Below are 25074 nucleotides of genomic sequence, written 5' to 3'. Positions count from 1 at the left end.
TGTTATAATAAATACATATATTAAATAATTCCTTATATATTAAATAAAAGAAAAACTGTAAATAGCTTTCATTAGGGAGTGATATAGTGCAAAACTTTATTTCAATAAAAAATGTTAATAAAACTTATAATAAAAAAAAGGTATTAAATAATATTAACTTAGAAATAGGAAATGGAATGTTTGGTCTTTTAGGACATAATGGTGCTGGAAAAACTACATTAATGAAAATTATTACCACCTTAATCACACCAGATAAGGGTGGTAAAATAAAAATCTGTGGACAAGATATTAAAGAAAATAAAATGAATATAAGAAAGATAATTGGATTTTTACCTCAAGAATTTAATATATATCCTCAGATGAGTGCTTATGAATTTTTAGATTATATAGCTTTATTAAATAATATTCATAATAAAAATGTTAGAGATGAACTAATTTGCAATACTCTTTCTAAGGTTAATCTTTTAGATCATAAAAATGGTGAAGTTGGACAATTTTCTGGAGGAATGAAAAGACGATTAGGTATAGCTCAAGCAATAATCAAAAATCCTTCTATTCTAGTTGTTGATGAACCAACAGCAGGATTGGATCCAGAGGAGAGAATTAAATTTAGAACAATGCTTGTAGAATTAAGTGAAGATAGAATTGTTATCTTATCTACTCATATTGTAGAGGATATATCTGCTTCCTGTGAAAAATTAGCTTTACTTCTTTCTGGTGAATTAAAATTTGTAGGGACTCCAGATGAATTTATAAAAAATACAGAGGGTTATGTATGGGAAAAGATTATTACTGATAATAAAGACTTAATAGGCTTAAAAAATAAGTATTCTATTATTTCAATAAAGAGAACCTGTGGTACTAGTACTGTAAGATTTCTAGGAAACTCTAAAGATGTAAGTAGCCTTTCTAATGTAAATTCAGTATATCCCAATTTAGAAGATGCATATTTATATTTTATGCAGAACGCAAAGTAAAACTAATAAATTTAAAGTTAGAAAAGGAGAGTAATTTCTATGAAATCTTTTATAGTTTTAAGAAAAGAAATTAAAAAATTAAATACAAGTATTATTTCTTTTTTGGGAATAATATTAATTTCTATAGTACCTATTATTATAGATTCCTTTACATTAAAAGATAATTTAGAAAATAGTAGATTTGCAGCAATTAGATATTTAGATGAATCATTTTTAATTGGAATGTTTTTAATTCCACTAATGGTATTTATTACATATTATTATGATAGTAAAAGTGATATTCTCAATATAATATACACAAATCCCATTTCACCATTTCAGTATAGCTTTGGAAAATTTTTAACTATAATTTGTGCTTACTTACAATATATTTTATTGGGAAGTATTATAACTATTATTTTTCCTATATTTTATAACAAAAATATTTATTCAATATATACTTTTATTATTACATTTTTACTGTTTTCATTTCCTCTAGTTATTTTTTATATTGCTTTAAGTAATTTAATAAATATTCTTCTTAGACATTCAATTATTTCTATTATTTTACCATTGTTTGTATTCTTTGTATTAGATAAAATCCCCATATTTTCAGGTTTTCATCGTCTAAAATACTCTCAGATGTTTATTAAAAGCAATTATATTGATTCACAAGTAATAATAGTTGGTGCAGTATATATAGGAGTAGCAATATTATGTATTATTATTAGCACAATTATTTATTGTAGTCAAAATAATAATTAAAAAGGAGGAAAACCTTGAATAGTTTATTAAAAATTAAATATTCTATAAAAACCAAAAATAAATTTTCAATTCTTTCCATAGGATTATATTATATTACATGTATTTTCTTAATTCTTTTTGCAGATTTGTGGGAGTTTGTAAAACTTACTTCCCCCCTTATACCAATTATTTTATGTACTAATGTTCTCTCAGAAGAATATGACAACAAAAGAGAAGGAATGATACTTCCAAATGCAACCCCTTTATATAAAATTGTCTTTTTAAGATACTTTATTAACTTTTTAATAAGTCAGTTAATGATAGTATCATTGTTTTTTATAGCATGGCTTACTAAATATTATGAAGGTCTTTTTATAAAAGATTTTATAGTTGCTTTCTTCTATTCATTATTTTTAACTCTTATGGGGCTTATTGTAAGTAACATTACAAAAAGTACCATTCATGGATACTCAGTATCTATAGGATACTTTATTTTTCAAATTGTGGTAGGGAATTTTCTCTTTGGAAAGTATTGTCCCATACTAGCATCTTCATTTAACTTAGCACTTAAAGAGCATATTATAATGAGTAATTTATATTTCATGATAGTAGTATCTATAATATTATTTTTTATTAATTTATTATACATATGTAGTGAGAAAAAAATTAAAAAAGCTGTAATAAAAACATTAGCTTTAGGTGTGTCTATATTTATTATTATAATTTTTTCAAATAAATATGTTAAATATAATAAGTCAGTTTTAGCTAATAAAATTTTAAGTAATAGTGAAAAAGTAGTTTACATTATAGATAATAATGATGATAATTTAGCCTCATATTGTAAAAGTAAAAATATAAATTTTTTAACAGATGACAAACTTAATTTAGAAAAATATAAAGATAAAAACATTGTAGTTATTTCACAATCTAACTCTGATTTGTCAAATAATTTGAAGGATACATTAAAACTTAAAATTGACCTAGATAAAAGAGATTTAATGATAGGTGATAATGGTGTATATAATGTTAATTCTTATAGAATTCTAGTTGATAATCCCTTAAATAAAGAAAATAAAATTTTAGTTATACAAAGTAGATTATTTAATAATAAAGATTTAGATATACTTTTAAATGAGAAACATGGAAATTTTGTAGCGGTTAAAGATGGTTTACTTCTAGCTGATGCTATATATGATACAAAGAATATTAATGTGGAAAACTTTTTTCAAAAGGTTAATATAGTAGATACCAACGGTTGGTTTATAAAAAAGAATACTACCACACAACTATTATATAAAGACCTTGAAAAGAAAGATGTAAACTACCTATTCTCATTATGGAATAATATAAAAAATATCATTGATAAAAAATTCAACAATACTAATTATAATAAACAGTTTCAAGTGTATTTTAGAAAAAATATTACTGATTTACAACCAAATTTTATTCCTTTAAAAATAGAAATGTTATTAGATTTAGAAAAAGAGAAAGATTATAAAATTATTGAAGCTCTTTACAAAGGATATTTAGAAGAAAAAGGGCTTAAATTTGTATCTGATAAAAAGCTAAGATATGGATGGATAGAATTTATTAATCAAACTATTATATACCCTGAATTATACAATAATATTGAGTATGAAGATAATTATATTAAAAAGATAGAAGAAGAAACTAAAGAAGGAAATCAGTATTCTCAAGGGAATGGGCAGTATTTTGCTGGTAAAATACTTTCCTCAATAAAAGATAAAAATAAGAGATTAGATTTTATTAGTGAAATAATGAATCATACCTCTGAAATTAGCAACAGTGAGATAGAAAAAATATATAGTAAATATATTGGGCTAGATGTAGCAAAGAATCATATGGGATATTTTATTAAAAATTAGAAAAACAGTTAAAAATAAGGGAAAGTTTAAGTTTATTCAGATTATATTTTATATATTACTTACATTATTAGCTATGTATCTTTTAATTAGTGATATATTAAATTCTATGTATTCTATTTAAATATAGAGCTTATAATTATTCCTCTATAGTTTTTTTATAATCGAGTAGCAGGCTATATCAAAATAAAACTTTGATACAGCCTTCTTTAATATCTCTTTTATTTTAAAGTATAATTTAAACTCAAATAAACATAACTAAATAATATTAATATATTTACTTTATTTAATAAATATTCTTATATTCAATTATTATATTTACATTTCATAAATATAATTTCTACTTTTTCTAAATTCATCTTCTGTATATTCATGCCAAAGTATATTTTTATTTTAAGTAAAGTCATAAAATCAACAAGTTCTATTTCTGCTGTTTCAGCTTTTTAAAATCTTTTTAATTTTTATTTATATTTAAAATTTGTTATTACCGAAAATGAATGGTATAATTTAACATAGATCAATATGTATATCAAGCTAAGGAGTAAGGTTTGATGAAAAATAAAAGATTTTATATATTATTAATAATATTATCTTTAGTCTCATTATATTTTTATTACGCAAAATCTAATAAGTTTGTAAAAACATATACAGGTATAAAATGTCGTATTAATGATGAAATTTATGAAGAAAAAGTGTTAGTAAAATTTGAAGGTAAATATAAAAAAAAACCTTTCTCTAATGATATATTTAAAGGTAATTTATTAATTAATGATACTGTACTAAATGATATTGAGCTGGAATTTCATTATAATCATCAGGCATCCATTAGATATGATAATAATAAAGGTGATTTTTTAGAACATTATGGATGGATAGCTATGGATAAAGATAAAGATTATTTAACCATTTTACTGCCTGAAATTAAAGAAGATAACGCTGATACCAGTAACCATTGGCAGTATAAAAATGGATTAATAATATCAGCACCAGCTAATACTAAAAAGGAAGCTATAGAAAATGCTAATAAATTATTATATTTAAAGCAGTGAACTCCCCCCACTTACTTCGTTGAAGTGAGGGGAGTTCACAGAGTTCTTAAATAAAATCCTACAATATTGTAGGGGCTTTATTTTTTCTTCCAAATCATATGATATTCTATTTCTTTATTAATATCATCAACTTTAGAAGAAACTTTTTGAAATCCATTACGTTTATAAAATCGAAAAGCTCCTTGATTTTTTTCATAAACATCTAGAGATAATTTATTATATTGTTTTTTTGCATCCTCTAAAAGAGCAAGTCCTATTCCTTGACATCGATAATTACTATCTACAAAAATACCTGCAATGTATCCATCTACAATGCCAATGAATCCTATTGGCTGCTCATCTTTCCAGTATACTCTTAAATGGGATTGGGGTAATAGTTTTTTTACCTCATCATAATTTTCTATCCAGTATCTGTCTGAAATAAAATCATGAGCTTGCAGATTGGAATTAAGCCAAATCTTCATAATTAGATCTATATCTTTAATTTTGTTAAAATCTTTAATAGTATGTTCCATGTTGGTTCCACCTTTCAAATAATTCTTAATAAATTTATTTTCTGAAGTGTTTGCCAACAAGTCCATTTGCCTTGCTGGCAAATTAAATTTGATACATCAAGTTCCCCCCTTATAAAATCAACTTCTGCAATTATATTATTGATATTTAAATAATTTTTGTGACATTTACAAAACCACTTAGATTATCTGAGTGGTCTGCTCTCTGTTATTGAATTATATACTTTTGTAATTGGACTATTTTTAGTTGCTATTATCTTTACATATATTATACAATAATCTTTTCTATCTAATAATTTATTAATATCTATTTTGGTATATTTATTTCTTTCACATGGTAAAGGTGTCTATTATAAGTTTAATAAGTGTTATTAAGTTTAAATTAATAGAGGATTAATAATTAATAGTAAACTAATATATAGAAAATAAATACAAAAATGAGTTAAAAAGAAGCAGAAACATTTAGGATAGGTAAGTGATTTTAATAAATAATCTATTTCAAAAATAAAAATAAGAAAAATAATACTAATTTATATTTGTGCAATTGACTTTTGCAATTATAGCAATACCTTTTGTTAACAATATTTCTTTAAAGGACAAGACCTTTAAAGAAACTATTTTAGAAAAGTAAAATAATTAATTATATAAAAAACATAAATTATAAAAAAATAGCTCATTTATATATTTTAAATATTGGTATTAATATTGGAATAGGATTTTATTTTTTTATTGAATACAAATCTTCTATAAAACTTCCTCCTACTATGTATATTATTTTTGGCATAACTTTAGTGCCCATAGTTGAAGAATTAATATTTAGAAGCGTTATACTAAATAGGTTAAAAATAAGATTTGGTATTATTCTAGCAATTTTTGTTTCTGAAATATTATTTGGAATAGCACATTTTGATATAAATATACTTGATAGATTAATTTTTAGATTGCTATATGCAATATTATTTTTTCAATAAATACTAATAGTGAATTTAAAATAGCCATGCTTATACTAATAATTTTTAGTTGTTTTATTTCATCAATAGTGTTTAGTATTATCTATACCTTACCGAGAAAAAAACATATTATATGATAATCTTTTTATTTCTAAGTTAATTATCAAGATTAAATTTCTTAGTATTCATATAGAACTTAATGGCAAAAACAAAAAGCATTATCCGACCAAGAATAGTGCTTTAAACTCTTAAACTCATATAGTAAATTTTATCTAATAGTCCTAAAACAAAATAAATGTTCCAAGGATTGCTTAGTGTTAGAACACTAAGCAATCCTTATTTATATTATATCAAATTTTTATAAAAAATAAACATCTATATTTTTTTATTTAAAAATTACAAAATTATATAGTTTTTATTCATCGAAAAAAGGTATGCTCAACTCTTTAGTTTGGTATTATTCTAACAGAACTTTTATCCTAAAATCATTTTTGACAAAATCAAGTGTTTTGTCTTTTTTAATTGACATTTTTATAAATTTTTTATATTCATCTTCATTCATACTATTGTTCTTATTAAATTCCATATGTGTATATAGTTTTGAATTAATAAAATCATTAATGTTACTTGCTTCATTTATAATATTTCTAATTATTTCTATAGTTTTTTCTTTATCCTGTTTTTCTTTTGCTAAAGATAAATCTAATACATGTTTATTGTATGTTCCTAAATCAAATAGTTCCACAAGTTTTTTAGCACGTTCTGAATATTCTTCTGCTTCACTAAATTTATTTTCTTTCAATAACATTTCTATTATAAGAGATAAAACACCATAGATTTCATTAGCATTTTTTAATAATATACCTTCATAAATACAGTAAGCCTCAAGAAGTTCTCCGCTACTTTCAAATAATAATGCCTGTTGAAATTTTTTGGCAGTGTATAATTCTGGAATCTTATCTATCATTTCTTGAGCTTTTTCATACTCTTTTTTCTCTCTATAAATTGCTGATAATAATAATTTTGCGTTAAAAGCTATCTTTTCTTTTCCGCTTGCTGCTACAAGTTGAAGCCAATCAATAATTTTTCTTTCATATTTATCTTTTTGTTGAACTTCAGATACAACTATATGTACCCTTAATACCGATGATATATTAAATATTAACTTATCACAGCTTGGATAGTTCTTAATTAAATCACTGCCCTTTTTAAAAGCCTTTTCATACCCATCTTTTGATATTATTTCACTAATCTCTTTTGTAAAATTGTTTACTTCTGCATCTGTTAATTCCTCATTAAATGCTAATAAAGTATTAACATCTATTTTTAAAACACGTGCAAGAGGTGCTAATAGCGTTATATCTGGATATGATATCCCATTTTCCCACTTATTCACCGCTGGTGCACTTATATTTAAATAATTAGCAACTTGCTCTTGAGTAAGATTTTCCTTTTTTCTATAATTTCTAATAACCCCACTTATTTTCATAAGATTAAATCCTCCATTTATTTTACATTTAATTAAGTTCGAACTCGATTAATTAAATGATATCAAAGCTATATACTTTAAACAATTGAAGGATTTTCATGTTTTATTCATAAAAATTAACTATTGGTTAATTTAATTTTTCTAGTTAAAAATTTTTAACTAATAGGTAAATTGGAATTTAACAAATATCAAAATTAAAAATCAATGTATTCTACTTGATTTCCATGTTGTTTTATTAAGTCAACCAAATCTTTTGTTTTTAACCAAACAGTAGCGGTATTTTCATTTGGATGAACGCCGATAAGTGAATGTTTAAAGTCAGCATCAATATATACTTTTACGTTATGTGTTTTATCATTAATGACACCGAATGGTGTTACAGCACCTTTAGGTAAACTTAAATACTGATACAAATCACTTTCAGAAGCAAAACTAAGCGGGCACGAGTTAATTCTTTCTCTTATTTGCTTTAAATTAACCATTTTTTCTTCTCGCACTACAAATAAAAAATAATTTCGTTTTTTATCATCACGAACAAATAAATTTTTAGCCACAAACTTGGCTTTAGGGAGATTCAAAGCAAGCATTTCGTCAATTGTAAAAACTGCTTCATGTGAAATTACTTCATACTCCAAATTTGATGTATTTAAAAGGTTTATTATCTCTTGTTTACTTTCCATTGTTTTATTTCCTCCATAATTTATAGAGGTAAACCCCTCCATAAAAGTTCTTTATTTTTCTTGTTTTTCATAATAAAATCCTCCTTTCTCAGTTAATTCTATATAAAGTATGTTAACTGCAAATTACTATTTATCTGTTGATTATATAAATAATCTTAATTCAAAGTTTTTATTATTCTGTACTACTCTTCACAAATATAATACCATTATTTCCTATAACTGTACATATTTTAAGCACCATTAACACAACTTAACCCATAAAACACATATATAAACCAACTGAAACCTTGGAAAGGGACACTTTGGAAGAATCTTCAATATGAAAGGCGGTAGGTAAAAAAATTTTTAACTAATATTCCTCTTAATCATTTCTATTATATTTAATGCTTTTAATTTTGCTTAAGCATCTGGTGTTTTTAATGAATTTGATAGGATTCTTTTGGAATATTTATATAAAGATTAGAATATTGGTAGGAATTATGGATTTAAAGCTATTAATATATAGATAATTTCTTATTTATAAAAATTTAAAGAGTCTCATGATAAGACCCTTTTGCCTTAAATTAATATTATAGCTTAAGAAGGATACGCTATCCTTTAAACTAAAATTATGTTACTTCTACTCTTCAAATTGGAAATTTGATGAACTCCAATTTATCCTATTTTACGTAATTACTTTTTCTTAACAGGAATCCAAATTTCACTATAGTAGTTTTCATCTTGAATACCTTGTGGATAATCAGCTACATTAGTGTACATTTCAATATAATAACCTGCTGCGATTTCATAATCCTTGCAATTAGGTAACCATTCTGAAAAGATTTTTCTATTCCCATCTTGCAGAGATTTCGGCATTGCACCTTTGCAAGCAAAAACAGCCCACGTGTGTTTAGGAATAATCTTTGTAACAAAACCATTAGGTATTTCTATGGACGGATTATAATTGTCTGCAATCAAATATTCAAACTCATCTGAACCCATGCTCTCATCTATGCATACTCCGTACATTCCGCATACAAATTTTTCTTTTCCTGTTTGATAATGTTCTGTCCAAAACTGTGGAATTTCTGTAGCTGCACTATCATATTTAAACACCTTTGATACTCCAATGATAGTAAACGAATCTTTTTTAACAATTTTGTAATCCATAATATAACCGCCTTCCAATAAAAATTTGATTTTCAGTGGAGCAAAAGATTTAATCATTGCTCCATCTTTTCGAACAGCAGTAGGTGTTACACCATGAAATCGAGTAAAAGCTTTTGTGAAGCTATCTGGTGAGGCATAGCCATATTTCAGTGCAATATCAATGATTTTTTCATCAGTAGAAACAAGCTCACTGCCCGCAAGGGTAAGCCTGCGTTGTCTGATGTACTCTCCGACCGTAAAACCACAAAGCATTGCAAAGCCTTTTTGGAAATAGAACGGAGACATAAATGTTTTTTTTGCAATATTTTTTATTGTGATTTCTTCAGTAATATTCTCCTCAATATAGTTGATAACTTCATCGATTCCTTCAATCCACTCCATAATCATCACCCCTGTCTGTACATATATCTTATCTTTTTTCAAGCGATTGTTCCCGACTTTTTGTGTTATGTTTTGTCTTGTCTGAAAGATTATTAATAACCTGTACATCAAATTACTATTTGACAATTTGTATTATGTTCATAACCTAACAGTTAGCATTAAAATTAACAATCCAACATATCATATAATCTTTTAACTACACTTAATTTTATTGTTGTTGCAATGATATCCATTTGTATTTCCAAATAATTATTATTCAGTCTTTTCTTTGTAGCATATCTGGGCAAGTACATATAAAAGCACTCGTTACCAGCACTAAAAATTTCACCTTCAAAAACAGTCTCTTTTAACTTTTTAACTTTTATATTATCTATTTGATTATTGGTAAAAACCAAATGAATTCTTGAAAAATCATAAGAATCATCAAATGGATTTTCTTCAATTGCAATTTCTTCTTTTGTTTTTATGATGGCTGATAATTCAACACCTATTTCTTGAAATATAATATTATGTATCTTAGTCACTGTTTCCAAATATGATAAATTGGTTTCCAATAATATATTCCCACTTTGAATATATGTTTGTACATGTTCAAAGCCTGCATTTTTTTAGTATTTCAACTAAACATGTCATTTTAGGTATTCTATTTTTCCCAGTCGGCATCACACCTCTAAGTAATGCTATAACTTGCACTCTGAATACTCCTCCTATTCAAATTTAAATTCACGCATTTATATTTTTATTATATAATTAAGATATATTTCAATGCATTAAACTTTTCTTTTAATTCCAAACTTTGTATGGATGATATTATTTCAAATATTTCATCTAAAAATAATATCGCTCTTAAAGAATTGGCTTGTGACCCATATTTAGTTGCTAATCCATGAGAAATTTTATGCCTACTAAAATCACTAACTTGATTTGGATTAACAGGATTAAATCTACAATATAGCTTATCTATGCAGACAATCACATATGTGGTAATGAAATTATTTAATTCATCAACCTTATTTTTAAATTTATTATAAATTGGATAAAATCTCACATTAACCATCTTGTATTTATTTAACATAAATTCACGTATAACACCTTCAATAATTGGAACTAACGTCTGTAATAAAAGGTCTTATTCATTTTAAAATATTCTCATTTAAGCTATCAAAATGTATTAATTTATCTCTATATATAAATTTTGTTGTTGAACTTAAAAATTGTTTTATTCCTTTTAACTGACTCTCTAATAGCCTACTACCAGCTTGTGCCTCCGTTAACACAGACCTAATTCCCTGTATATTATTAGTTATTAGTGCTTCTCTTGGGGTATTTATATTAGATATTATTTTATCATATTTAAAGCTATATGATTGTACTGCTTGTGAAGCAAGTCCCATTTGAAGTCCAATTTTTTGAACTTTCTTTTGAACATCTAATAATCCACACTTTGAAACAGCTCTTAAAGGTTCTAATTTTTTTTGTAACTGCATTGTTGTTTCTACAGCAATATTACGATAAACATTTGATGCTACTGCTAATTGCTTCATATTATTTTGAATACCGTCTAAATTGAATTTAGTAATATTATCTATGGTATTGATTTTTTGTGCTATTTGCCCTGATAATCCTATAAGTGATTTCATACCTGGAATTACCAAACTTTGATATTTATTTATTCTATTTAAATATTACGAATAAATTTTTCCCACGTCCTCAACTTGTGAATATACATTATTTAAAGGAGTAATAATTTTTTTGACACGTTGTTCATATCTGTATGCACTAAGTTTATATTATTTTTAATTTTTAATGTTGTTTTCTTAAAATTATCCTCTATTTTTTTAAACCAATCACTATTATTAAATTCACTATCTTTATTTAATTCTTCTAAAAAACCTGATGAATTAATTATATATTTAGCTATATTTTCTAAATCATCTATTTTTATTTGTCTAACATCCTCTATAGTAATATTCTTAAGATAATCACTCACTTATACTACATTTTAACCTACCACCATAAACATCCCTTCCCTTTATTCCACCATAATTTTACTCATATAACTATAATATAACATATTTAACCATATAAGTAACATATATTTCAAATATAAATAATTCTACCATAGGCTTTTATACCTACCTTGCATATGTTCAGCCTTTAAAATTTATATACCATATAAAAAATTTGCAGTTGTTTTTTTATTAATATATAATGTAAGCAATAAATGCGAGGAGGGAATTAAATTGGATAAATTTATCCGATGACTACCCGCTCTAGTACTCCCATCTTCTTTAAAGTGGGAGTAAAAACTCCTTCTGAAGCCAAGAACTCTGTTTATAGAAAATATAAAGATAGCTAAGAATGTAAAAAACTCAATCTATTATAAATTTAGACACGAGTTTTTATATCATTCAAATAAAATAGAAGGTAGTACTTTTACTACAGAATCTCTTGCATTATTATTGGATAAAAATATAGTTGAAGGTAAATATACCTTGGATGATGTTCAAGAAACTGTAAACTCATCCTATGTATTTGATTATATTATAGATACCATTGGTGAAAATATAGATATAAGACATTTGAAATATTTACATAGCATGTTGAAGTATAATACAACAGATTATGAACGTGGATTTTCTGGCGTATTTAAAAAAATACCTAATACTATTTTGGGAACTAATCCTAAATTGTCTCAACCTTATGAAGTAGAATATAAATTGGAAGAGCTTATATCCTGCTACTATACAAATAAAGTGGTAACCTTGGATACTATAACAGAATTCCATTTTAGATTTGAAATGATTCATCCCTTCCAAGATGGTAATGTCTGGATAGGTAGGTTTTTAATGTTAAAGCAGTTGTTAGAAAATAACTTGCCTTTATTTATAATATCTTGGGATACAGAAGATTTATATAGAAAATCCCTTTCAAAATGTTCAATGGGAAATTATGCTCCTTTAGTTGAATATTTAAAATCTCTTAATGATTTTAAAAAAGTGAATAAATCTTTATGGGATTTTTAGTTTCAATAAATAATAAAAAACTAATGCTACTCCCAATATAACAATCATGGTAACATTAGTTTTTATACATTATTTAAAAATCAGTATTAGATTCCTTGGTGTTGATATATAAGTTAAAAGGAAAAAAAAGTGCTCCATCCAGTAAAGAGTAGCACTTTTTCTTTTTATTTATACTTTCTGAGATTCTCGTGCATCCTCCAGTTGAACTTGCTTCCAACTTATATTAAATATTATTTTCCATAAGATTATATTAATTATAATCAAAATTCCCATGTATATATAAATAGCAAAATTATATTCTATCAAACTTCTAATTAATTTATGCAATCCAAAAAAGATTCCTGTAAGGCCTGCGGAAACTACAAATGTAATAATAGAATTTCCTCCATTACTTTGGAAATCCTTATAAAAAGGCAATTCTTTTTTATATAAGCTTTGCATAACAACTATTAGAATCAGCATACTCAAAAACATTACTATTATATCTGGTAATATTCTTAATCCACATATTATTAAGAAAACAATACAAATACTACAAAATACTGGGAAAATGTATCTTAATATAAATCCTTTTAAAACTCCTTTTTGTATTTTCCCTGGCTTATCTATAGGTAAAACCTTGTATATCCATGCTCCCTTATATTTTTCACTTTGACTTAAAAGCTCTATACTTGCTGTCAACATAAGTATTGATAAATAAATTGAAAAATAATAATTTCCTTTTGAAAATTCATTAAATGCCTGTGAAACTGATTCATTTTTTGAAAAAAAGCCTATAAATATTATGAAAGGAAAAATCACAGCAAAAGCCAAAGTAGGATACAATTTTAGCTTCAACTTTCTTTCTGTAGATATCATGTTTCTTGAAAAACGAAAAAATACATTTTCTATTTTATCTCTACAAAAAATAGATGCATATCTTTTATGCCTTACCCCTTTAGTTTCTTCAAAGCTTCCTTTTTTACTTATACTACTATCAAGTTTTTGCAAATTTTCTTCAAAATAAGGCACAATAAATTTATAGTATACACCAAAAATTATAATTGGTATAGCCACGCACATTATGCTTAGCAGCACATACTCTCTTCCTGTATTATGTTCCATTATTAAGCTATATGGCGCTGCAAACCATACTGGTGGAACTAAATAACTCCACCATTTAATTTTAAAATTCATATTTATACCAGTAAAATCAAATACTCTTGGTATAATTTGATATCCTATAGCAAGCACTATTGATAGCACTATTTGAAAATAATTTATTATATCTTTAAGCTTTTCTCCATCAAAAATTTTTAATATAAAATAATACAATATGGAAGTTATGAAGATTGTAAAAAATGAAAGCAATATTATTTGAAAAAAGAAAATTATAAAAAACTTAAATTTATATTTAATAAGTCCCCCTATTAAGGTTGGCCCTGCAATTGCCCCGGAAATAGATGTAATATAAATTAATATATGAGTAGTCCTAGCTGCATTTATTGTTTTGGGATCTAATGGTTTAGTATTTAATATATTCTTATCACGGATATCCAAAAGTACAGAAGAAAAATCTGCGATCATGGTACTCATGATTAAAAACATTATGGCACCTATATTTATACTCATTTTTACAACCATAGGCGATGGAATAAAAATAAAAACCATAAGAAACACTCCCATTAATCCATATAAAAGCAGTGATTTTTTAAGAGTATTCTTTTTGTCCTCATTTTCCCTATCTTTATATATTGTTGGAACTCTTCTACTATCCATTAAAAGCTTTAATTTAAGTATTGTTCTCATGGAAGAATAATTGACACCAAGTTTCTCATATATAAATTTAAATTTATCAACAAACTTCAATATTTTAAAATCTTCCATTTCTATACCTCCTTTAGTATGGAGATAAATTCATTTGCAATCTCTTCATGCTTTGTAAATCCGGTTATTTGATTAAAAATTTGTTCAAGAGAGCCTTCCATATTCTTTTTCTTTAACTCTTCAAAAGTATCATCAGCTGCAATTTGTCCATTGTTTAATAATATTATTCTACTACTTATTTTCTCAACAACTTCCATTATGTGAGATGAATAAAATATAGTTTTTCCTTCTGAGGCTAATTTTGAAAGCACCTCTTTAAAAACAAGCACACTATTTGCATCAAGTCCACTTAAAGGCTCATCTAAAAATAAGATATCAGGATTGTGAATAAGGCTTGATATTATCAAAAGTTTTTGTCTCATCCCCTTTGAATAAGAAGATATTCTTGAGTGATATGATTTTTCTATGCCAAAAAGACTCATAAGTTTTTTTGCTTTATTATTTATTTCTTCTAATTCCATGTCATATATTTCACCTAAAAAGGTTACGTATTCATAAGCTGTTAAATTGTCATATATTTCTCCATTTTCAGGCACATAGCCTATTTTGCGTTTATATTCTACATTGTCATTTGATATATTATTTCCAAATATTTTTACCTCACCTTCATACCCTTTAACTAAACCAAGCATTATCTTTACAGTAGTACTTTTTCCAGCACCATTAGGGCCTATATATCCAATGATTTCCCCTTTCTTTACATCTAAATTTATTCCTTTTAATACCTCTTTACTTCCGTAACTCATTTTTAAATCTCTTATAGAAACTACTACATCATTTAACTGATCCATAACTTCCCCCCACTATTATTTATTATATAATTAGTTTTAATATATTCCTAATTATACCATATAAGAATATTAATAGAATACATTTCTTCTCAACATACAAAAACAAAGCACCTATAATCCTTCATAAACGTAAGAAAATACTGCTCTCAATAAATTGTTTTTATCACGTAATTAGGTACTTTAAGTACTGTGCCTAAAGATCCTTGCTCTTTTATTGTAAGCATTCCAAGGTAAAATAATAAAGATTTAATATTCACACTATATATAGTATGAATATTAAATCTATCCACTAACATAGTAAAGGTTTGTTCTGTGGTCATTATCTCTTCTAGTGATTCTCTATCATTAAAATTATAAGCTAACTGATTGACTTTTCCGTAATCAGTTTTTACATTATTATCTATCATTTCTGCTGGGTATTCATTGTATGCTAGATAATTATCTAAAAAGTACATGGACATATCTGATTTCAATTAAAACTATTTCTTGATTCTCCTTCCCCATGACCTGCATCTACTCCTGCAAAACTTATTTTCCAGACAAGGAACTTATTTCTATCTTCTGTAGGATTTTTACCTATATATAAATCTCCAAATAACTCTTTAAATTTATCCTTCTTATTTATATCATAGTAATTTTCTAATGTGGATATAAATAAACTTTTTCCAAACCTTCTAGGTCTTATAAAAAACTGATAAGGAGCATATCTATCTAAAAGTTCTATATATGATGTTTTATCTACATAAAGATAATTTTTCTTCCTTAAAACTTCAAAATTGGAAATACCATAGAGTATTCTTTTCATAACTTTATTCACACTCCTAGTTTTATTTCATTTGTCTATATTATATCATTAAAATAAGATATTATAATAAATTTAGTTGAGCATTTGCTAAAGCTAAACTATCAACTTCTTTTAACCAGAGTATTATCACTTTTTCCTTCGCCATGCTTTGGTAAATCAAAGCTTAATACTTGATAACCTTTTTGAAGCGCTTCTTCAGCTAAAATTTGAATTACTGTATCTTCCTTGTTTAACATATTTCCATGTTACTGGATAATCCAAATGTTTTGGTAGTTTCGTATTTCTATTTCCTTTAGCAGAATTAATTTGTCCTTGTGTTAAGAAAATAGCCTCTCTTAAATCAGCATTACTAAAATTTGTATCCCTTGTATCTGCCCCTAAAAAAACTGTTCCATCAAATATACAACTATCAAAATTAGTTGCAATTAATAATTTCATGCTCAAGTCTAATCCACTCATATCTCTTTTTTTTAAATTTCTTCCTAAGAACTCTGTTACCCTCTTATTATCACTATTCTTAAAACACTTTATAATAGAATCACAGATCTTCTTTAATATGACATTAACTTTGTTTCTATAACTCTCAATATCAATATCAAGTATAATTTGTGGCGTAGAATTACATAGGTCTTCATTTTCATTAATCAAATTTTGAATATCACTCCATAATTCTTTTGTTGGAATTATTATTTTTGCTTCTTCTAAAAAGTAACGTATTTGATATAATTGAAAAATAATCACAAAGACATCAAATATTTCTTTTGATTGCTCTTGTGAGGTTTTCCATGTCTCACCTTTATAAATACATTGTGTTACATGCTGTCCTGCCCCAAAGCAATCATATCCTATGCAACCTTTCATATTACGTTCTTCCAATTCATGATGAATTCTACAACGATAATTATTTTGTAGTTTTGTACAAGGTTTACCTGCTTTTTTATTCTCTGGAAAACCATCTATTTTTGAAAAAAATAATGCTGTACAACATAAACCACTGCATTTTGAGCAGTCTACTTTTAATTGCTCTAATCTTTCCCTATTTTTTTCATGTATCTTCATATTATAATCTCCTCAAATTTGTATTTCATAATTTAATCAAGTGATTCTGACTTTAAATAATCCCATCTCTAAATTCCTAATTTATATTACTTAGATTAAAATTGGAATTTGTTATTTCCTGTTTGGTTTTCTCGTTAGAAATAATAGTAGATAGGCAGTCGATTTTATTTACCTCCGCACTGGTCTGATATACTTAAAAAACCGTTCCGGATTAAAATAAAAATAAATTATTCTACCGGGGGAAGTATCAAAGCAGTAACCAGTGCCTGCAAAATCAAAAGTTGCCATTGCCTTTTCAATCTTTTCCTCCACACTACGATTTTCCTGCTCATAATCGAATGGCCCATGTTCAAAAACAATATACTCGGCTTCGGGAACATCAATCATAAGCATTTGTGGTGGTACTTCGCCTTTATAATCAAAAGGAAGACGTACACCATAACACTCTGTACGTGGAATACCCCAATCACAGAGTCTGCCGTCCGGATCATTAATGTACGCCATAATCTGACCGCTGCCGCTATTAGATTCGCTCCCACCATCATCATCCAATTTGCCCTTGATACTATCGAGTAAACCGCAAATTGTTTCGCAGTCCTGTCCCGGAATAAGACTTTGCTTTTGCCAAAAATCCCAATACCCATTACTCTCATAGTTTTTAATGTGCAAAAATTTATGTGCGGGAATGGTTACAAAATAAATTTTAATATCATCTGTAGATTTCATCATACCAATCTCTCCCAATCCTAAAAAGTAGCGGTCAAAAGGGTTTATTTTTGTACGAAGAACGACAGGATTAGGCTTTTTTCGGTATTCACTTGGAGCTACACCATATGTTCCCTTGAAAGCTCTGGTAAAAGCTTCATGTGATGAAAAACCATAATCAACGGCAATATCCAAAATGCTTTTTTCACTATCCCGAACCTCTTTTAGTGCAAAGGCTAATTTTCTATGCCGCAGATAATCCCTAAATTGCATACCCGATATTTCTTTGAATTTTCTCGTTGTATAAAATTTGGAATAACCCAGCCTGTGAGAAAGAAAGCGTAGTGTTAAGGCTTCATCATTATAATTTTTAATACATTTGTCAATTTCATCAACGATTATTTGAATTTGCTTCTGCCACTCGTACATTTGTCTGTTCACCTCATTTCAACCGTCCTACATTTATTATAAAGAAATGGAGAGATTATTGCTTGATTTTACTTGCTGTTATTTCATTTTTCTCTTTTAAGTTCTGCATCTTTGCGTCTGCCTACAATATGAGGTTTTTAATACCTCTATCAAAGAAATTTTTGTCTGCACCGTTGCCATTCTCCATGCTATGATATGTAAGAGCCATTTTCTCATTCACAGTCAAAACAGCAATAATATTGTGAGCATAAGAAACCGCAGGGGGAACAAAAATCATCTTTTCAATTTTGCAGCCGCCATAAGTTGTTGGTAAGTCAAGGACAGTTAAGTTTACTGTCTGCCTGTAAAAACGTCGCTATTATATAGCTGTTGACAGTTGCCTGAACCATTGGGGCTTATCAGCCTCATGATAAACCCCAACGGCAAACGGATGGTGATATTTTCAAGCGTAAAATTATGATTTTAGGTTTCATTATTTATAAACAACTTGATAAATTACTATTTAATAATTAGTTTTACCACTATTAATTTACATTTTCTATGAATTGATTAGTAATTACTATATATAATTATATCTCACATAAATTATTTGGTAAATCATTCAAATAAAAAAATTCCTCAACCACACTATAACTTATGGTAGAGGAACTTTATATTCTACAAATTATCTTTTATTTTTAATTATCTAATTTTAGCAAAACCTCATTTATTTATGGTGCGGTTCTCTATATCATAATTCTAAAAGTGAATAAACCTTTATGGAATTTTTAGTTTCAATAAAAAATAAAAAACTAATGCTACTCCCAATATAACAATCATGGTAACATTAGTTTTTACTAACAATTTATGTTTGTGGTATTATTTAAGTATAATAAAGTTACTCTACTTCAGTATAAATATTCTTTTTACCTACTACAATAATAAGCGCTTTCTTTAATCCTTCTTCTCCTAGTTGTTCTTTAACTATTTGGTAAATTCAATATAACCTTTGCACCTTTAAGTAATTTGGAGTTCTCTAGAATTATACTTCCATTATGTTTTTCTATAATTTTTTCTGCAATATATAATCCCATTCCATAATGATTTTTTGAATTTCTACTTTTATCTCCTTGAAAAAACTGCTTTGTTGCAAAACTTATTTCTTCTTTTGTAAATCCTTTTCCTGAATCTTCAATTATAAATTGTATATTTTTATCATCAGAATCAACAGTTAATAATATTTCTCCATTTTCTAAAGAATAATCAACAGAATTTGAAATAATATTATTTATAACTCGTTTCAGTGCTATTTCATCTATAAAAATAAATTCTGGAATATTTTTAATTCTACTTTTAAAGCTTAAATTCTTATTTTTACTAATCAAATGTCCTGTCTTCATTATATTATCTATAAATTTTATTAAGTTTACTTGCTTTTTTTCTATTGCAGGTTCTTTTTCTGACCTTGTAATTTCTATTAAAGATTTAATATAAAATTCCATATTTTTAATTTCATTTAAAATATCATCATTAAATTTAGTCTGCTCATCATTTAAATCTGATTCTTTTAAAAGTTCTGAATTTCCTCTGATTATTGTTAGAGGTGTTTTTATATCATGAGCCAACGCTCCTATTTGTTCCTTGCGAGTTTCTTCCATATCCCACTGCTTAGTTAATGACTCACTGAGCTTAGTTTTCATCTTATCTAATGCATTAATTACATCATTTATTTCTACTATATTAGAGTATTTTACTTTAAACTCTAAGTTTTCCATTTGTATATTTTCTGTAGTATCCTTTAAAATTTTTATTTCCTTTTTTAACCTCTTATTAAAAGACCTTGAAAAAATTAAAATTTCAAAAATAAATAAACCAAGTAATAATAACTCAAAAGTAACTTCAGGAGTTTTAATATATTTTCTTAAAGTTGGATTTTTAAAACTTACATTAATTCTATATTCCACAACACAAATTCCATTATACCTTTGAATAATCTTATAAAAATACCTTCCATTGCTTATTTTATTACTTTTCACAATATTCCACATACCTACAGCTTTATCTTGTGAAACATTTCCTTGAAGGACTTTTCCATTTAAATCATAAACTGCATACTTACATTCTTCAGGTATTAATTTCTTTACATCTTTAGCTTTAGCTATTTCACTTCTTTGATTTTCAATTCGTCGTTCATAATAATTTGCTGGTAATATAAAACCTTTATTTAAACCAATCATAAATAAACTTAAATTAATTACTCCCACAATAATTGTAACTATACAAAACAAAACCACATATATTGCAAAAATTTTAGAAATACTTTTCTGTTTCTTTATTCTTTCCACTTATACCCTATCCCCCAAACTGTTTCTATTGGATTTATCCCCATATTTTTTAACTTATTTCGTATGTTTTTAATATGTTCTACAATTGCTGTGGTATCACTATTTCCATAAGTACCATATACTTTTTCATATATTCTATCTTTAGAAAATACTTGACCATGATTCATAGCTAAATATTCACATATATTATACTCGCTTTTTGTAAAAGGTATTAACTTTTCATTATAATATGCCTCTTTTGAAGTTATATTAAATTTCACATTGGATATAGAAAAAGCATTTTGTTTTTCTCTATGTTCACGTCTTAGATGTGCCGCTACTCTTGCTCTTAGTTCACTAATGCCAAAAGGCTTAGATATATAATCGTCCCCTCCCAAACTTAATCCCATTACAATATCTTGTTCCATAGTCTTAGCTGTCAAAAATATTATTGGACAATCAACTAAATTACGTATTTCCTTACAAAGAGAAAAACCATCTATTTCTGGCATCATTACATCAAGTAAAATTAAATCATATTTTAAATATTTATCTTTTAAAAGACATGTGGGATTAGAAACTGTAGTTACATTATGTCCTTCTTTTTCTAAGGCGCTTTTTATAATAGTTAATATTCCTTCTTCATCATCTATAGCTAAAATGCATGCCATTTTAATCCCTCCCCAAATCCATTATACGTTATATCACCATCAAATCCCATTGTTTATTATTCACTTTTTCTACCTTCAAAAAAGTTAAACCATATTCCAAATACAATTCCTAAAATAATAGTATAAATGATACAATTTCTAAACCCTATTCTATTCACAGAAAGTCCTATATTAAAATCAGCTAACTTATTGAATGTGTCTACAGAGTTAGTATCTTTTATAAAAAAATTATTACAAAATCTAACGGACCATGCACAAGGAATCCATTGCCATATTCCATCACCAAGTCCTGTAATAATTAATGCTGAAAACAAACTTTCAAATATGCCCATTCCTATAGATGCTCCACTTCCAAACTTAATGCTTAACCACAAATGAAATAAATATATAAATATCTGTGATACAAATATTAATAAAGTTAAAATAACATAAAACTTAAAAGGCAGTATATTTTGCTTTAAAACATATTCAAATCCAATAAAAAATCCACCTACAGCTAAGCTAAGTGAAAAAAAACCCATAACAAGTACAACTAATATCTTGCTTAAAAGGCATATTCCCTTTCCATATTCTATTGATAACATTTCTTTAAATTTTCCTGCCATTACTTCCTGTTCTATTACAGTTGAACATATAATTCCAATTAACACTGGAAATACTAATGATAATGCATCTAAATAACCATTTACCTTACCTATACTTCCCAAAATTGAAAATGAATAATACCCTAAGAACATGACAATTCCTACAACTGGCAAACAAATATGAATCCAATAAAATGAAGTATGTTTCATTTTTATAAAATCTGCCTTCATAAGGCGTAAAATCTTCATTATTTTACCTCCTGTCTTTCATACCATTTAGCTGTTAAATAAGTAATTACTATAAATAACACTATAGAAACTCCAATTCCAAATGGTATTGATGATGTGTTTAAAAGTTCTGGTGTGAATGTTGCACTACCTTCCTTTGCTAAAAGTCCATTTGGAAGAATTCTTAATATAGGACACATAAGTCTAGATGTATATGAAAAAGGATTAATCCACCAAAATTTTCTCACTGCTACAACTATAGAAAATATATTTGTGGCTAAACTTAGTATAATAGTTGGAAACATTCCTATTTTATTTCCTAGAAAAAACCATAGTGGAATCTCCCAAATTGATGTAATAATTATAACTAAAATACCTATAAATCCGCTTAACATTAAAATGTTAGATTCACTTCTGATTGGAATAACAAATACACTTAACTGACCTGTTATAAAAATAATCATACAAGAAATCGCTATATTTTTTACTGCCACTAATATTTTAGCAATCCACACTTTTTTTAAATCTACAGGCAATGCCATTACTGATTTATTTTTCATAGCCCCATCTATCTTATATAAAAAACATCCCTCTATAGCAATAACCCCTGAAAGAATGAAAGTATACCACCAGTTATAAATACACACTTGAAAATAATTTGATGTTAAAAAAACTGAAAGGAGAATCACCATTATTGGGGCTATCCATACTAATCTTTTTACAAATTTACGCTTTATCTTCATATTTTCTGAAATAAAGTATTCAACCATAATTACTTCTCCCTCCTATATTTTCCCGCAATACTCATAAATAATTTTTCTAAATCTTCTCCTTTTTTTAATTCTCCTTCATATCCAAGAACTCCACCTGATATAATTCCAATATGATCAGCAATCTGTTCTACTTCACTTAGTATATGACTTGATAATATCACCGTAATGCCTTTGCTTGGAAAAGAACGTATAAGTTCTCTTAATTCTTGTATTCCAAAAGGATCAAGTCCATTAGTTGGTTCATCTAAAATTAAAAGTTTTGGATTGTTTAAAAGTGCAATTGCAATTCCTAATCTTTGTTTCATCCCCATAGAAAATTGTCCTGCTCTCTTTTTTCCTGTGTCTTCAAGTTCTACTATACTTAATACCTCATCTATTCTTGAATCTGGTAATCCAAGTACTGTAGTTCTAACCTTTAAATTTTCTTTTGCTGTTAAATTTTCATACAAAGGTGCTGACTCTATTAAAGAACCAATTTTGATAAGATCCTTTCTACTCCATTTATGTCCATCAAATAAAACTTCACCTGAAGTTGGTCTAAGCATTCCTATAATCATCTTCAATAATGTTGATTTCCCTGCTCCATTTGGTCCAAGTAATCCATATATTGAATTTCTCTGAACTGATATTGAAACCTCCTTAACCGCCTGTTGTTTTTTAAATGTTTTACACAATCTTTTTGTTTCTAAAATAATTTCGTTCATTTATATCATCCTCCTTACAATTAAATACTAAACCCTAATTATAAGGAATTTATAAGGAAATGATTTTTAATCCTTGTATAATTCACCATAAAAAAGCACCTATCTTTTTAAAGATAAGTGTTTTAATCTTGTGAACTACACCCCCACTTACTCCGTTGAAGTGAGGGCTTCGTGGTCAATACTACTACTGTAGCAAGTTTATCCACGCTCAAAAGGTCGAACCAACCTCGCTTATTACCAAAATTATATAGCTAATAATTTCAGTAGATTTTTACTTGCATTTATATCTCTGTCATGGTGTACTCCACAATTAGGACATATCCATTCTCTAAGTGCTAGATTTTTTACATCTTCATTTTTATATCCGCATTCAGAACATAACTGACTACTAGCATAATTGGAAGGTGCTATAATTATATTTCTACCATACCAACTAGCTTTATATTCTAACATCCGTCTAAATTCTGACCAACTAGCTTCACTTATAGCTTTAGCTAATTTATGATTTTGTTGCATATTCTTAACTTTCAAGTCCTCAATGACTATAGATTGGTTTTCTCTAATTAGTTTAATTGATAACTTATTTAAGAAATCTGCTCTTTGATTAGCTATTTTCTCATGTAGTTTAGCAACTTTTAACCTTGCTTTTTTTCTATTGTTACTACATTTTTGTTTTCGTGATAAATCTTTTTGAAGTTTCCCCAATCTCTTTTCAGACCTTCTAAGATGTTTTGGATTAGGTTCTCTATATCCATCAGAACATATTGCAAATTCTTTCAATCCCATATCAATACCTATTTTTTTATCAATTTTAGGTAATACAAAATTTTCTGTATCAACTAAAATTCATATATAATATTTTCCACTTGGTACTTGTGATATAGTGCAACTTTTGATTAATCCTGTAAATTGTCTATGTTGTTTTACTTTAATCTTAGATTTTAATTTAGGAACTTTTATATATCCATTTTCTAAGGATACAGTACCATTCTGATTATTTGTTGTATAGCTATTAGTATTAGTTTTCTTCTTGAATTTAGGGAACCCAACAGATTTATCTCTGAAAAAGTTTTTATATGCTTTATCTAAATTTAGTTGTGCATTAGCTAAAGCTAAACTATCAAGTTCTTTAAGCCATTCAAACTCTTTTTTATATTGTGCTGGTGTAGGATATTTAATTTGCTTAATGTCTAAATCTTTATTTTCCTTATAGGATTCAATTCTATCAGCCAACATCTTATTATAGATAAATCTAGTGCAACCAAAAGTTTTAGCTAAATATAATTTTTATTCTTTATTTGGATAAATCCTATATTTATAAGCTTTTAACATATCCT

General features: G+C 26.7%; 24 protein-coding genes and 3 pseudogenes. 6 read left to right on the top strand and 21 right to left on the bottom strand.

Annotated features, from left to right (window positions below; translation table 11 throughout):
- The first annotated feature begins 86 nt into the window (after window positions 1–86).
- From B5D21_RS10675 to B5D21_RS10660, 4 genes are all read left to right on the top strand, one after another.
- Window positions 87–977, top strand: a complete 891-nt coding sequence (locus tag B5D21_RS10675) for an ABC transporter ATP-binding protein (RefSeq protein WP_011098922.1) — start codon at window positions 87–89, stop codon at window positions 975–977.
- Window positions 978–1016: 39 nt separating this feature from the next.
- Window positions 1017–1721, top strand: a complete 705-nt coding sequence (locus B5D21_RS10670) for an ABC transporter permease (protein WP_011098921.1) — start codon at window positions 1017–1019, stop codon at window positions 1719–1721.
- A gap of 14 nt (window positions 1722–1735) precedes the next feature.
- Window positions 1736–3586, top strand: coding sequence for a hypothetical protein (locus tag B5D21_RS10665; protein WP_011098920.1), 1851 nt, complete (start codon window positions 1736–1738; stop codon window positions 3584–3586).
- A 548-nt stretch (window positions 3587–4134) separates the two neighbouring features.
- Entirely contained in the window at window positions 4135–4632 is a 498-nt protein-coding gene (locus B5D21_RS10660; protein WP_035110767.1) for a hypothetical protein, read from the top strand.
- 77 nt (window positions 4633–4709) lie between these two features.
- Here the strand turns inward: B5D21_RS10660 and B5D21_RS10655 are convergent, their stop codons facing one another.
- Complete coding sequence (locus B5D21_RS10655; protein WP_035110834.1) at window positions 4710–5147, bottom strand: GNAT family N-acetyltransferase; 438 nt, start codon at window positions 5145–5147, stop codon at window positions 4710–4712.
- 761 nt (window positions 5148–5908) lie between these two features.
- Here B5D21_RS10655 and B5D21_RS10650 point away from each other — a divergent pair.
- On the top strand, window positions 5909–6115 hold the full coding sequence (locus B5D21_RS10650; protein WP_078688105.1) for a CPBP family intramembrane glutamic endopeptidase: 207 nt from the start codon (window positions 5909–5911) through the stop codon (window positions 6113–6115).
- Window positions 6116–6551: 436 nt separating this feature from the next.
- Here the strand turns inward: B5D21_RS10650 and B5D21_RS10645 are convergent, their stop codons facing one another.
- The 8 genes from B5D21_RS10645 to B5D21_RS10615 all read right to left on the bottom strand — a co-directional run bounded on the left by B5D21_RS10645 (window position 6552) and on the right by B5D21_RS10615 (window position 11783).
- Entirely contained in the window at window positions 6552–7583 is a 1032-nt protein-coding gene (locus B5D21_RS10645) for a helix-turn-helix domain-containing protein (RefSeq protein WP_011098917.1), read from the bottom strand.
- A 194-nt stretch (window positions 7584–7777) separates the two neighbouring features.
- Window positions 7778–8263 (bottom strand): prolyl-tRNA synthetase associated domain-containing protein, encoded by a 486-nt coding sequence (locus B5D21_RS10640; protein ID WP_035110761.1) that lies wholly within the window; start codon window positions 8261–8263, stop codon window positions 7778–7780.
- A 672-nt stretch (window positions 8264–8935) separates the two neighbouring features.
- Window positions 8936–9793, bottom strand: a complete 858-nt coding sequence (locus tag B5D21_RS10635) for an AraC family transcriptional regulator (protein ID WP_023437476.1) — start codon at window positions 9791–9793, stop codon at window positions 8936–8938.
- Window positions 9794–9957: 164 nt separating this feature from the next.
- Window positions 9958–10347, bottom strand: a complete 390-nt coding sequence (locus B5D21_RS10630) for a DUF1697 domain-containing protein (protein WP_011098914.1) — start codon at window positions 10345–10347, stop codon at window positions 9958–9960.
- A gap of 37 nt (window positions 10348–10384) precedes the next feature.
- The gene (locus B5D21_RS14290) at window positions 10385–10486 is read right to left on the bottom strand and encodes a DUF1697 domain-containing protein (RefSeq protein WP_242842637.1); all 102 of its coding nucleotides are present in this window, start codon (window positions 10484–10486) and stop codon (window positions 10385–10387) included.
- 49 nt (window positions 10487–10535) lie between these two features.
- A complete protein-coding gene (locus B5D21_RS10625; RefSeq protein WP_128993749.1) occupies window positions 10536–10850 on the bottom strand; it encodes a hypothetical protein in 315 nt (104 codons plus the stop codon).
- 76 nt (window positions 10851–10926) lie between these two features.
- Window positions 10927–11433, bottom strand: coding sequence for a hypothetical protein (locus tag B5D21_RS10620; protein WP_023437473.1), 507 nt, complete (start codon window positions 11431–11433; stop codon window positions 10927–10929).
- A gap of 92 nt (window positions 11434–11525) precedes the next feature.
- A complete protein-coding gene (locus B5D21_RS10615; RefSeq protein ID WP_035124438.1) occupies window positions 11526–11783 on the bottom strand; it encodes a hypothetical protein in 258 nt (85 codons plus the stop codon).
- A gap of 472 nt (window positions 11784–12255) precedes the next feature.
- Between B5D21_RS10615 and B5D21_RS10610 the strand changes: the two genes are divergently transcribed.
- Window positions 12256–12819 carry a Fic family protein gene (locus B5D21_RS10610; protein ID WP_011098912.1) on the top strand — a complete coding sequence of 188 codons (564 nt, stop codon included), beginning with the start codon at window positions 12256–12258 and terminating at the stop codon, window positions 12817–12819.
- A 168-nt stretch (window positions 12820–12987) separates the two neighbouring features.
- Here the strand turns inward: B5D21_RS10610 and B5D21_RS10605 are convergent, their stop codons facing one another.
- From B5D21_RS10605 to tnpB, 12 genes and pseudogenes are all read right to left on the bottom strand, one after another.
- Window positions 12988–14685 carry a hypothetical protein gene (locus B5D21_RS10605; protein ID WP_011098911.1) on the bottom strand — a complete coding sequence of 566 codons (1698 nt, stop codon included), beginning with the start codon at window positions 14683–14685 and terminating at the stop codon, window positions 12988–12990.
- A 2-nt stretch (window positions 14686–14687) separates the two neighbouring features.
- Window positions 14688–15476 carry an ABC transporter ATP-binding protein gene (locus B5D21_RS10600; RefSeq protein WP_011098910.1) on the bottom strand — a complete coding sequence of 263 codons (789 nt, stop codon included), beginning with the start codon at window positions 15474–15476 and terminating at the stop codon, window positions 14688–14690.
- Window positions 15477–15625: 149 nt separating this feature from the next.
- A pseudogene (locus B5D21_RS14285) lies at window positions 15626–16281 on the bottom strand (AAA family ATPase); the annotation flags it as partial.
- 122 nt (window positions 16282–16403) lie between these two features.
- A pseudogene (locus B5D21_RS14280) lies at window positions 16404–16526 on the bottom strand (alpha/beta hydrolase); the annotation flags it as partial.
- The gene (locus tag B5D21_RS14470) at window positions 16477–16719 is read right to left on the bottom strand and encodes a pentapeptide repeat-containing protein (protein WP_338028208.1); all 243 of its coding nucleotides are present in this window, start codon (window positions 16717–16719) and stop codon (window positions 16477–16479) included. The pseudogene B5D21_RS14280 and the gene B5D21_RS14470, both read right to left, overlap by 50 nt.
- 789 nt (window positions 16720–17508) lie before the next feature.
- The gene (locus B5D21_RS10575) at window positions 17509–18474 is read right to left on the bottom strand and encodes a helix-turn-helix transcriptional regulator (protein ID WP_035110754.1); all 966 of its coding nucleotides are present in this window, start codon (window positions 18472–18474) and stop codon (window positions 17509–17511) included.
- A 959-nt stretch (window positions 18475–19433) separates the two neighbouring features.
- Window positions 19434–20798 carry a sensor histidine kinase gene (locus B5D21_RS10570; protein ID WP_011098906.1) on the bottom strand — a complete coding sequence of 455 codons (1365 nt, stop codon included), beginning with the start codon at window positions 20796–20798 and terminating at the stop codon, window positions 19434–19436.
- Complete coding sequence (locus B5D21_RS10565; RefSeq protein ID WP_011098905.1) at window positions 20786–21448, bottom strand: response regulator transcription factor; 663 nt, start codon at window positions 21446–21448, stop codon at window positions 20786–20788. The genes B5D21_RS10570 and B5D21_RS10565 overlap by 13 nt, the downstream gene beginning before the upstream one ends.
- Window positions 21449–21504: 56 nt before the next feature.
- A complete protein-coding gene (locus tag B5D21_RS10560; protein WP_011098904.1) occupies window positions 21505–22281 on the bottom strand; it encodes a lantibiotic immunity ABC transporter MutG family permease subunit in 777 nt (258 codons plus the stop codon).
- A complete protein-coding gene (locus B5D21_RS10555; RefSeq protein WP_011098903.1) occupies window positions 22281–23030 on the bottom strand; it encodes a lantibiotic immunity ABC transporter MutE/EpiE family permease subunit in 750 nt (249 codons plus the stop codon). The genes B5D21_RS10560 and B5D21_RS10555 overlap by 1 nt, the downstream gene beginning before the upstream one ends.
- Window positions 23031–23032: 2 nt before the next feature.
- Window positions 23033–23737, bottom strand: coding sequence for a lantibiotic protection ABC transporter ATP-binding protein (locus B5D21_RS10550; RefSeq protein WP_011098902.1), 705 nt, complete (start codon window positions 23735–23737; stop codon window positions 23033–23035).
- A gap of 243 nt (window positions 23738–23980) precedes the next feature.
- Window positions 23981–25069, bottom strand: a pseudogene (tnpB, locus tag B5D21_RS13960) (IS200/IS605 family element RNA-guided endonuclease TnpB).
- Window positions 25070–25074: the final 5 nt, after the last annotated feature.

The sequence above is a fragment of the Clostridium tetani genome (assembly GCF_900167265.1).
GTDB lineage: Bacteria > Bacillota > Clostridia > Clostridiales > Clostridiaceae > Clostridium_G > Clostridium_G tetani.
The sequence above is the reverse complement of the archived record's forward strand: the minus strand, read 5'-3'. Positions and strand labels throughout refer to the sequence as shown.

Excerpts from the sequence above, each read along its gene's own strand:
- B5D21_RS10655 (WP_035110834.1), bottom strand. The coding sequence starts at position 5,147 with ATGGAACATACTATTAAAGATTTTAACAAAATTAAAGATATAGATCTA.
- B5D21_RS10565 (WP_011098905.1), bottom strand. The coding sequence starts at position 21,448 with ATGGCATGCATTTTAGCTATAGATGATGAAGAAGGAATATTAACTATT.
- B5D21_RS10645 (WP_011098917.1), bottom strand. The coding sequence starts at position 7,583 with ATGAAAATAAGTGGGGTTATTAGAAATTATAGAAAAAAGGAAAATCTT.
- B5D21_RS10600 (WP_011098910.1), bottom strand. The coding sequence starts at position 15,476 with ATGGATCAGTTAAATGATGTAGTAGTTTCTATAAGAGATTTAAAAATG.
- B5D21_RS10550 (WP_011098902.1), bottom strand. The coding sequence starts at position 23,737 with ATGAACGAAATTATTTTAGAAACAAAAAGATTGTGTAAAACATTTAAA.
- B5D21_RS10635 (WP_023437476.1), bottom strand. The coding sequence starts at position 9,793 with ATGGAGTGGATTGAAGGAATCGATGAAGTTATCAACTATATTGAGGAG.
- B5D21_RS10620 (WP_023437473.1), bottom strand. The coding sequence starts at position 11,433 with ATGAAATCACTTATAGGATTATCAGGGCAAATAGCACAAAAAATCAAT.
- B5D21_RS10605 (WP_011098911.1), bottom strand. The coding sequence starts at position 14,685 with ATGGAAGATTTTAAAATATTGAAGTTTGTTGATAAATTTAAATTTATA.
- B5D21_RS10560 (WP_011098904.1), bottom strand. The coding sequence starts at position 22,281 with ATGAAGATTTTACGCCTTATGAAGGCAGATTTTATAAAAATGAAACAT.
- B5D21_RS10660 (WP_035110767.1), top strand. The coding sequence starts at position 4,135 with ATGAAAAATAAAAGATTTTATATATTATTAATAATATTATCTTTAGTC.
- B5D21_RS10650 (WP_078688105.1), top strand. The coding sequence starts at position 5,909 with ATGTATATTATTTTTGGCATAACTTTAGTGCCCATAGTTGAAGAATTA.
- B5D21_RS10670 (WP_011098921.1), top strand. The coding sequence starts at position 1,017 with ATGAAATCTTTTATAGTTTTAAGAAAAGAAATTAAAAAATTAAATACA.
- B5D21_RS10555 (WP_011098903.1), bottom strand. The coding sequence starts at position 23,030 with ATGGTTGAATACTTTATTTCAGAAAATATGAAGATAAAGCGTAAATTT.
- B5D21_RS10575 (WP_035110754.1), bottom strand. The coding sequence starts at position 18,474 with ATGTACGAGTGGCAGAAGCAAATTCAAATAATCGTTGATGAAATTGAC.
- B5D21_RS10640 (WP_035110761.1), bottom strand. The coding sequence starts at position 8,263 with ATGGAAAGTAAACAAGAGATAATAAACCTTTTAAATACATCAAATTTG.
- B5D21_RS10625 (WP_128993749.1), bottom strand. The coding sequence starts at position 10,850 with ATGGTTAATGTGAGATTTTATCCAATTTATAATAAATTTAAAAATAAG.
- B5D21_RS14470 (WP_338028208.1), bottom strand. The coding sequence starts at position 16,719 with ATGAAATTATTAATTGCAACTAATTTTGATAGTTGTATATTTGATGGA.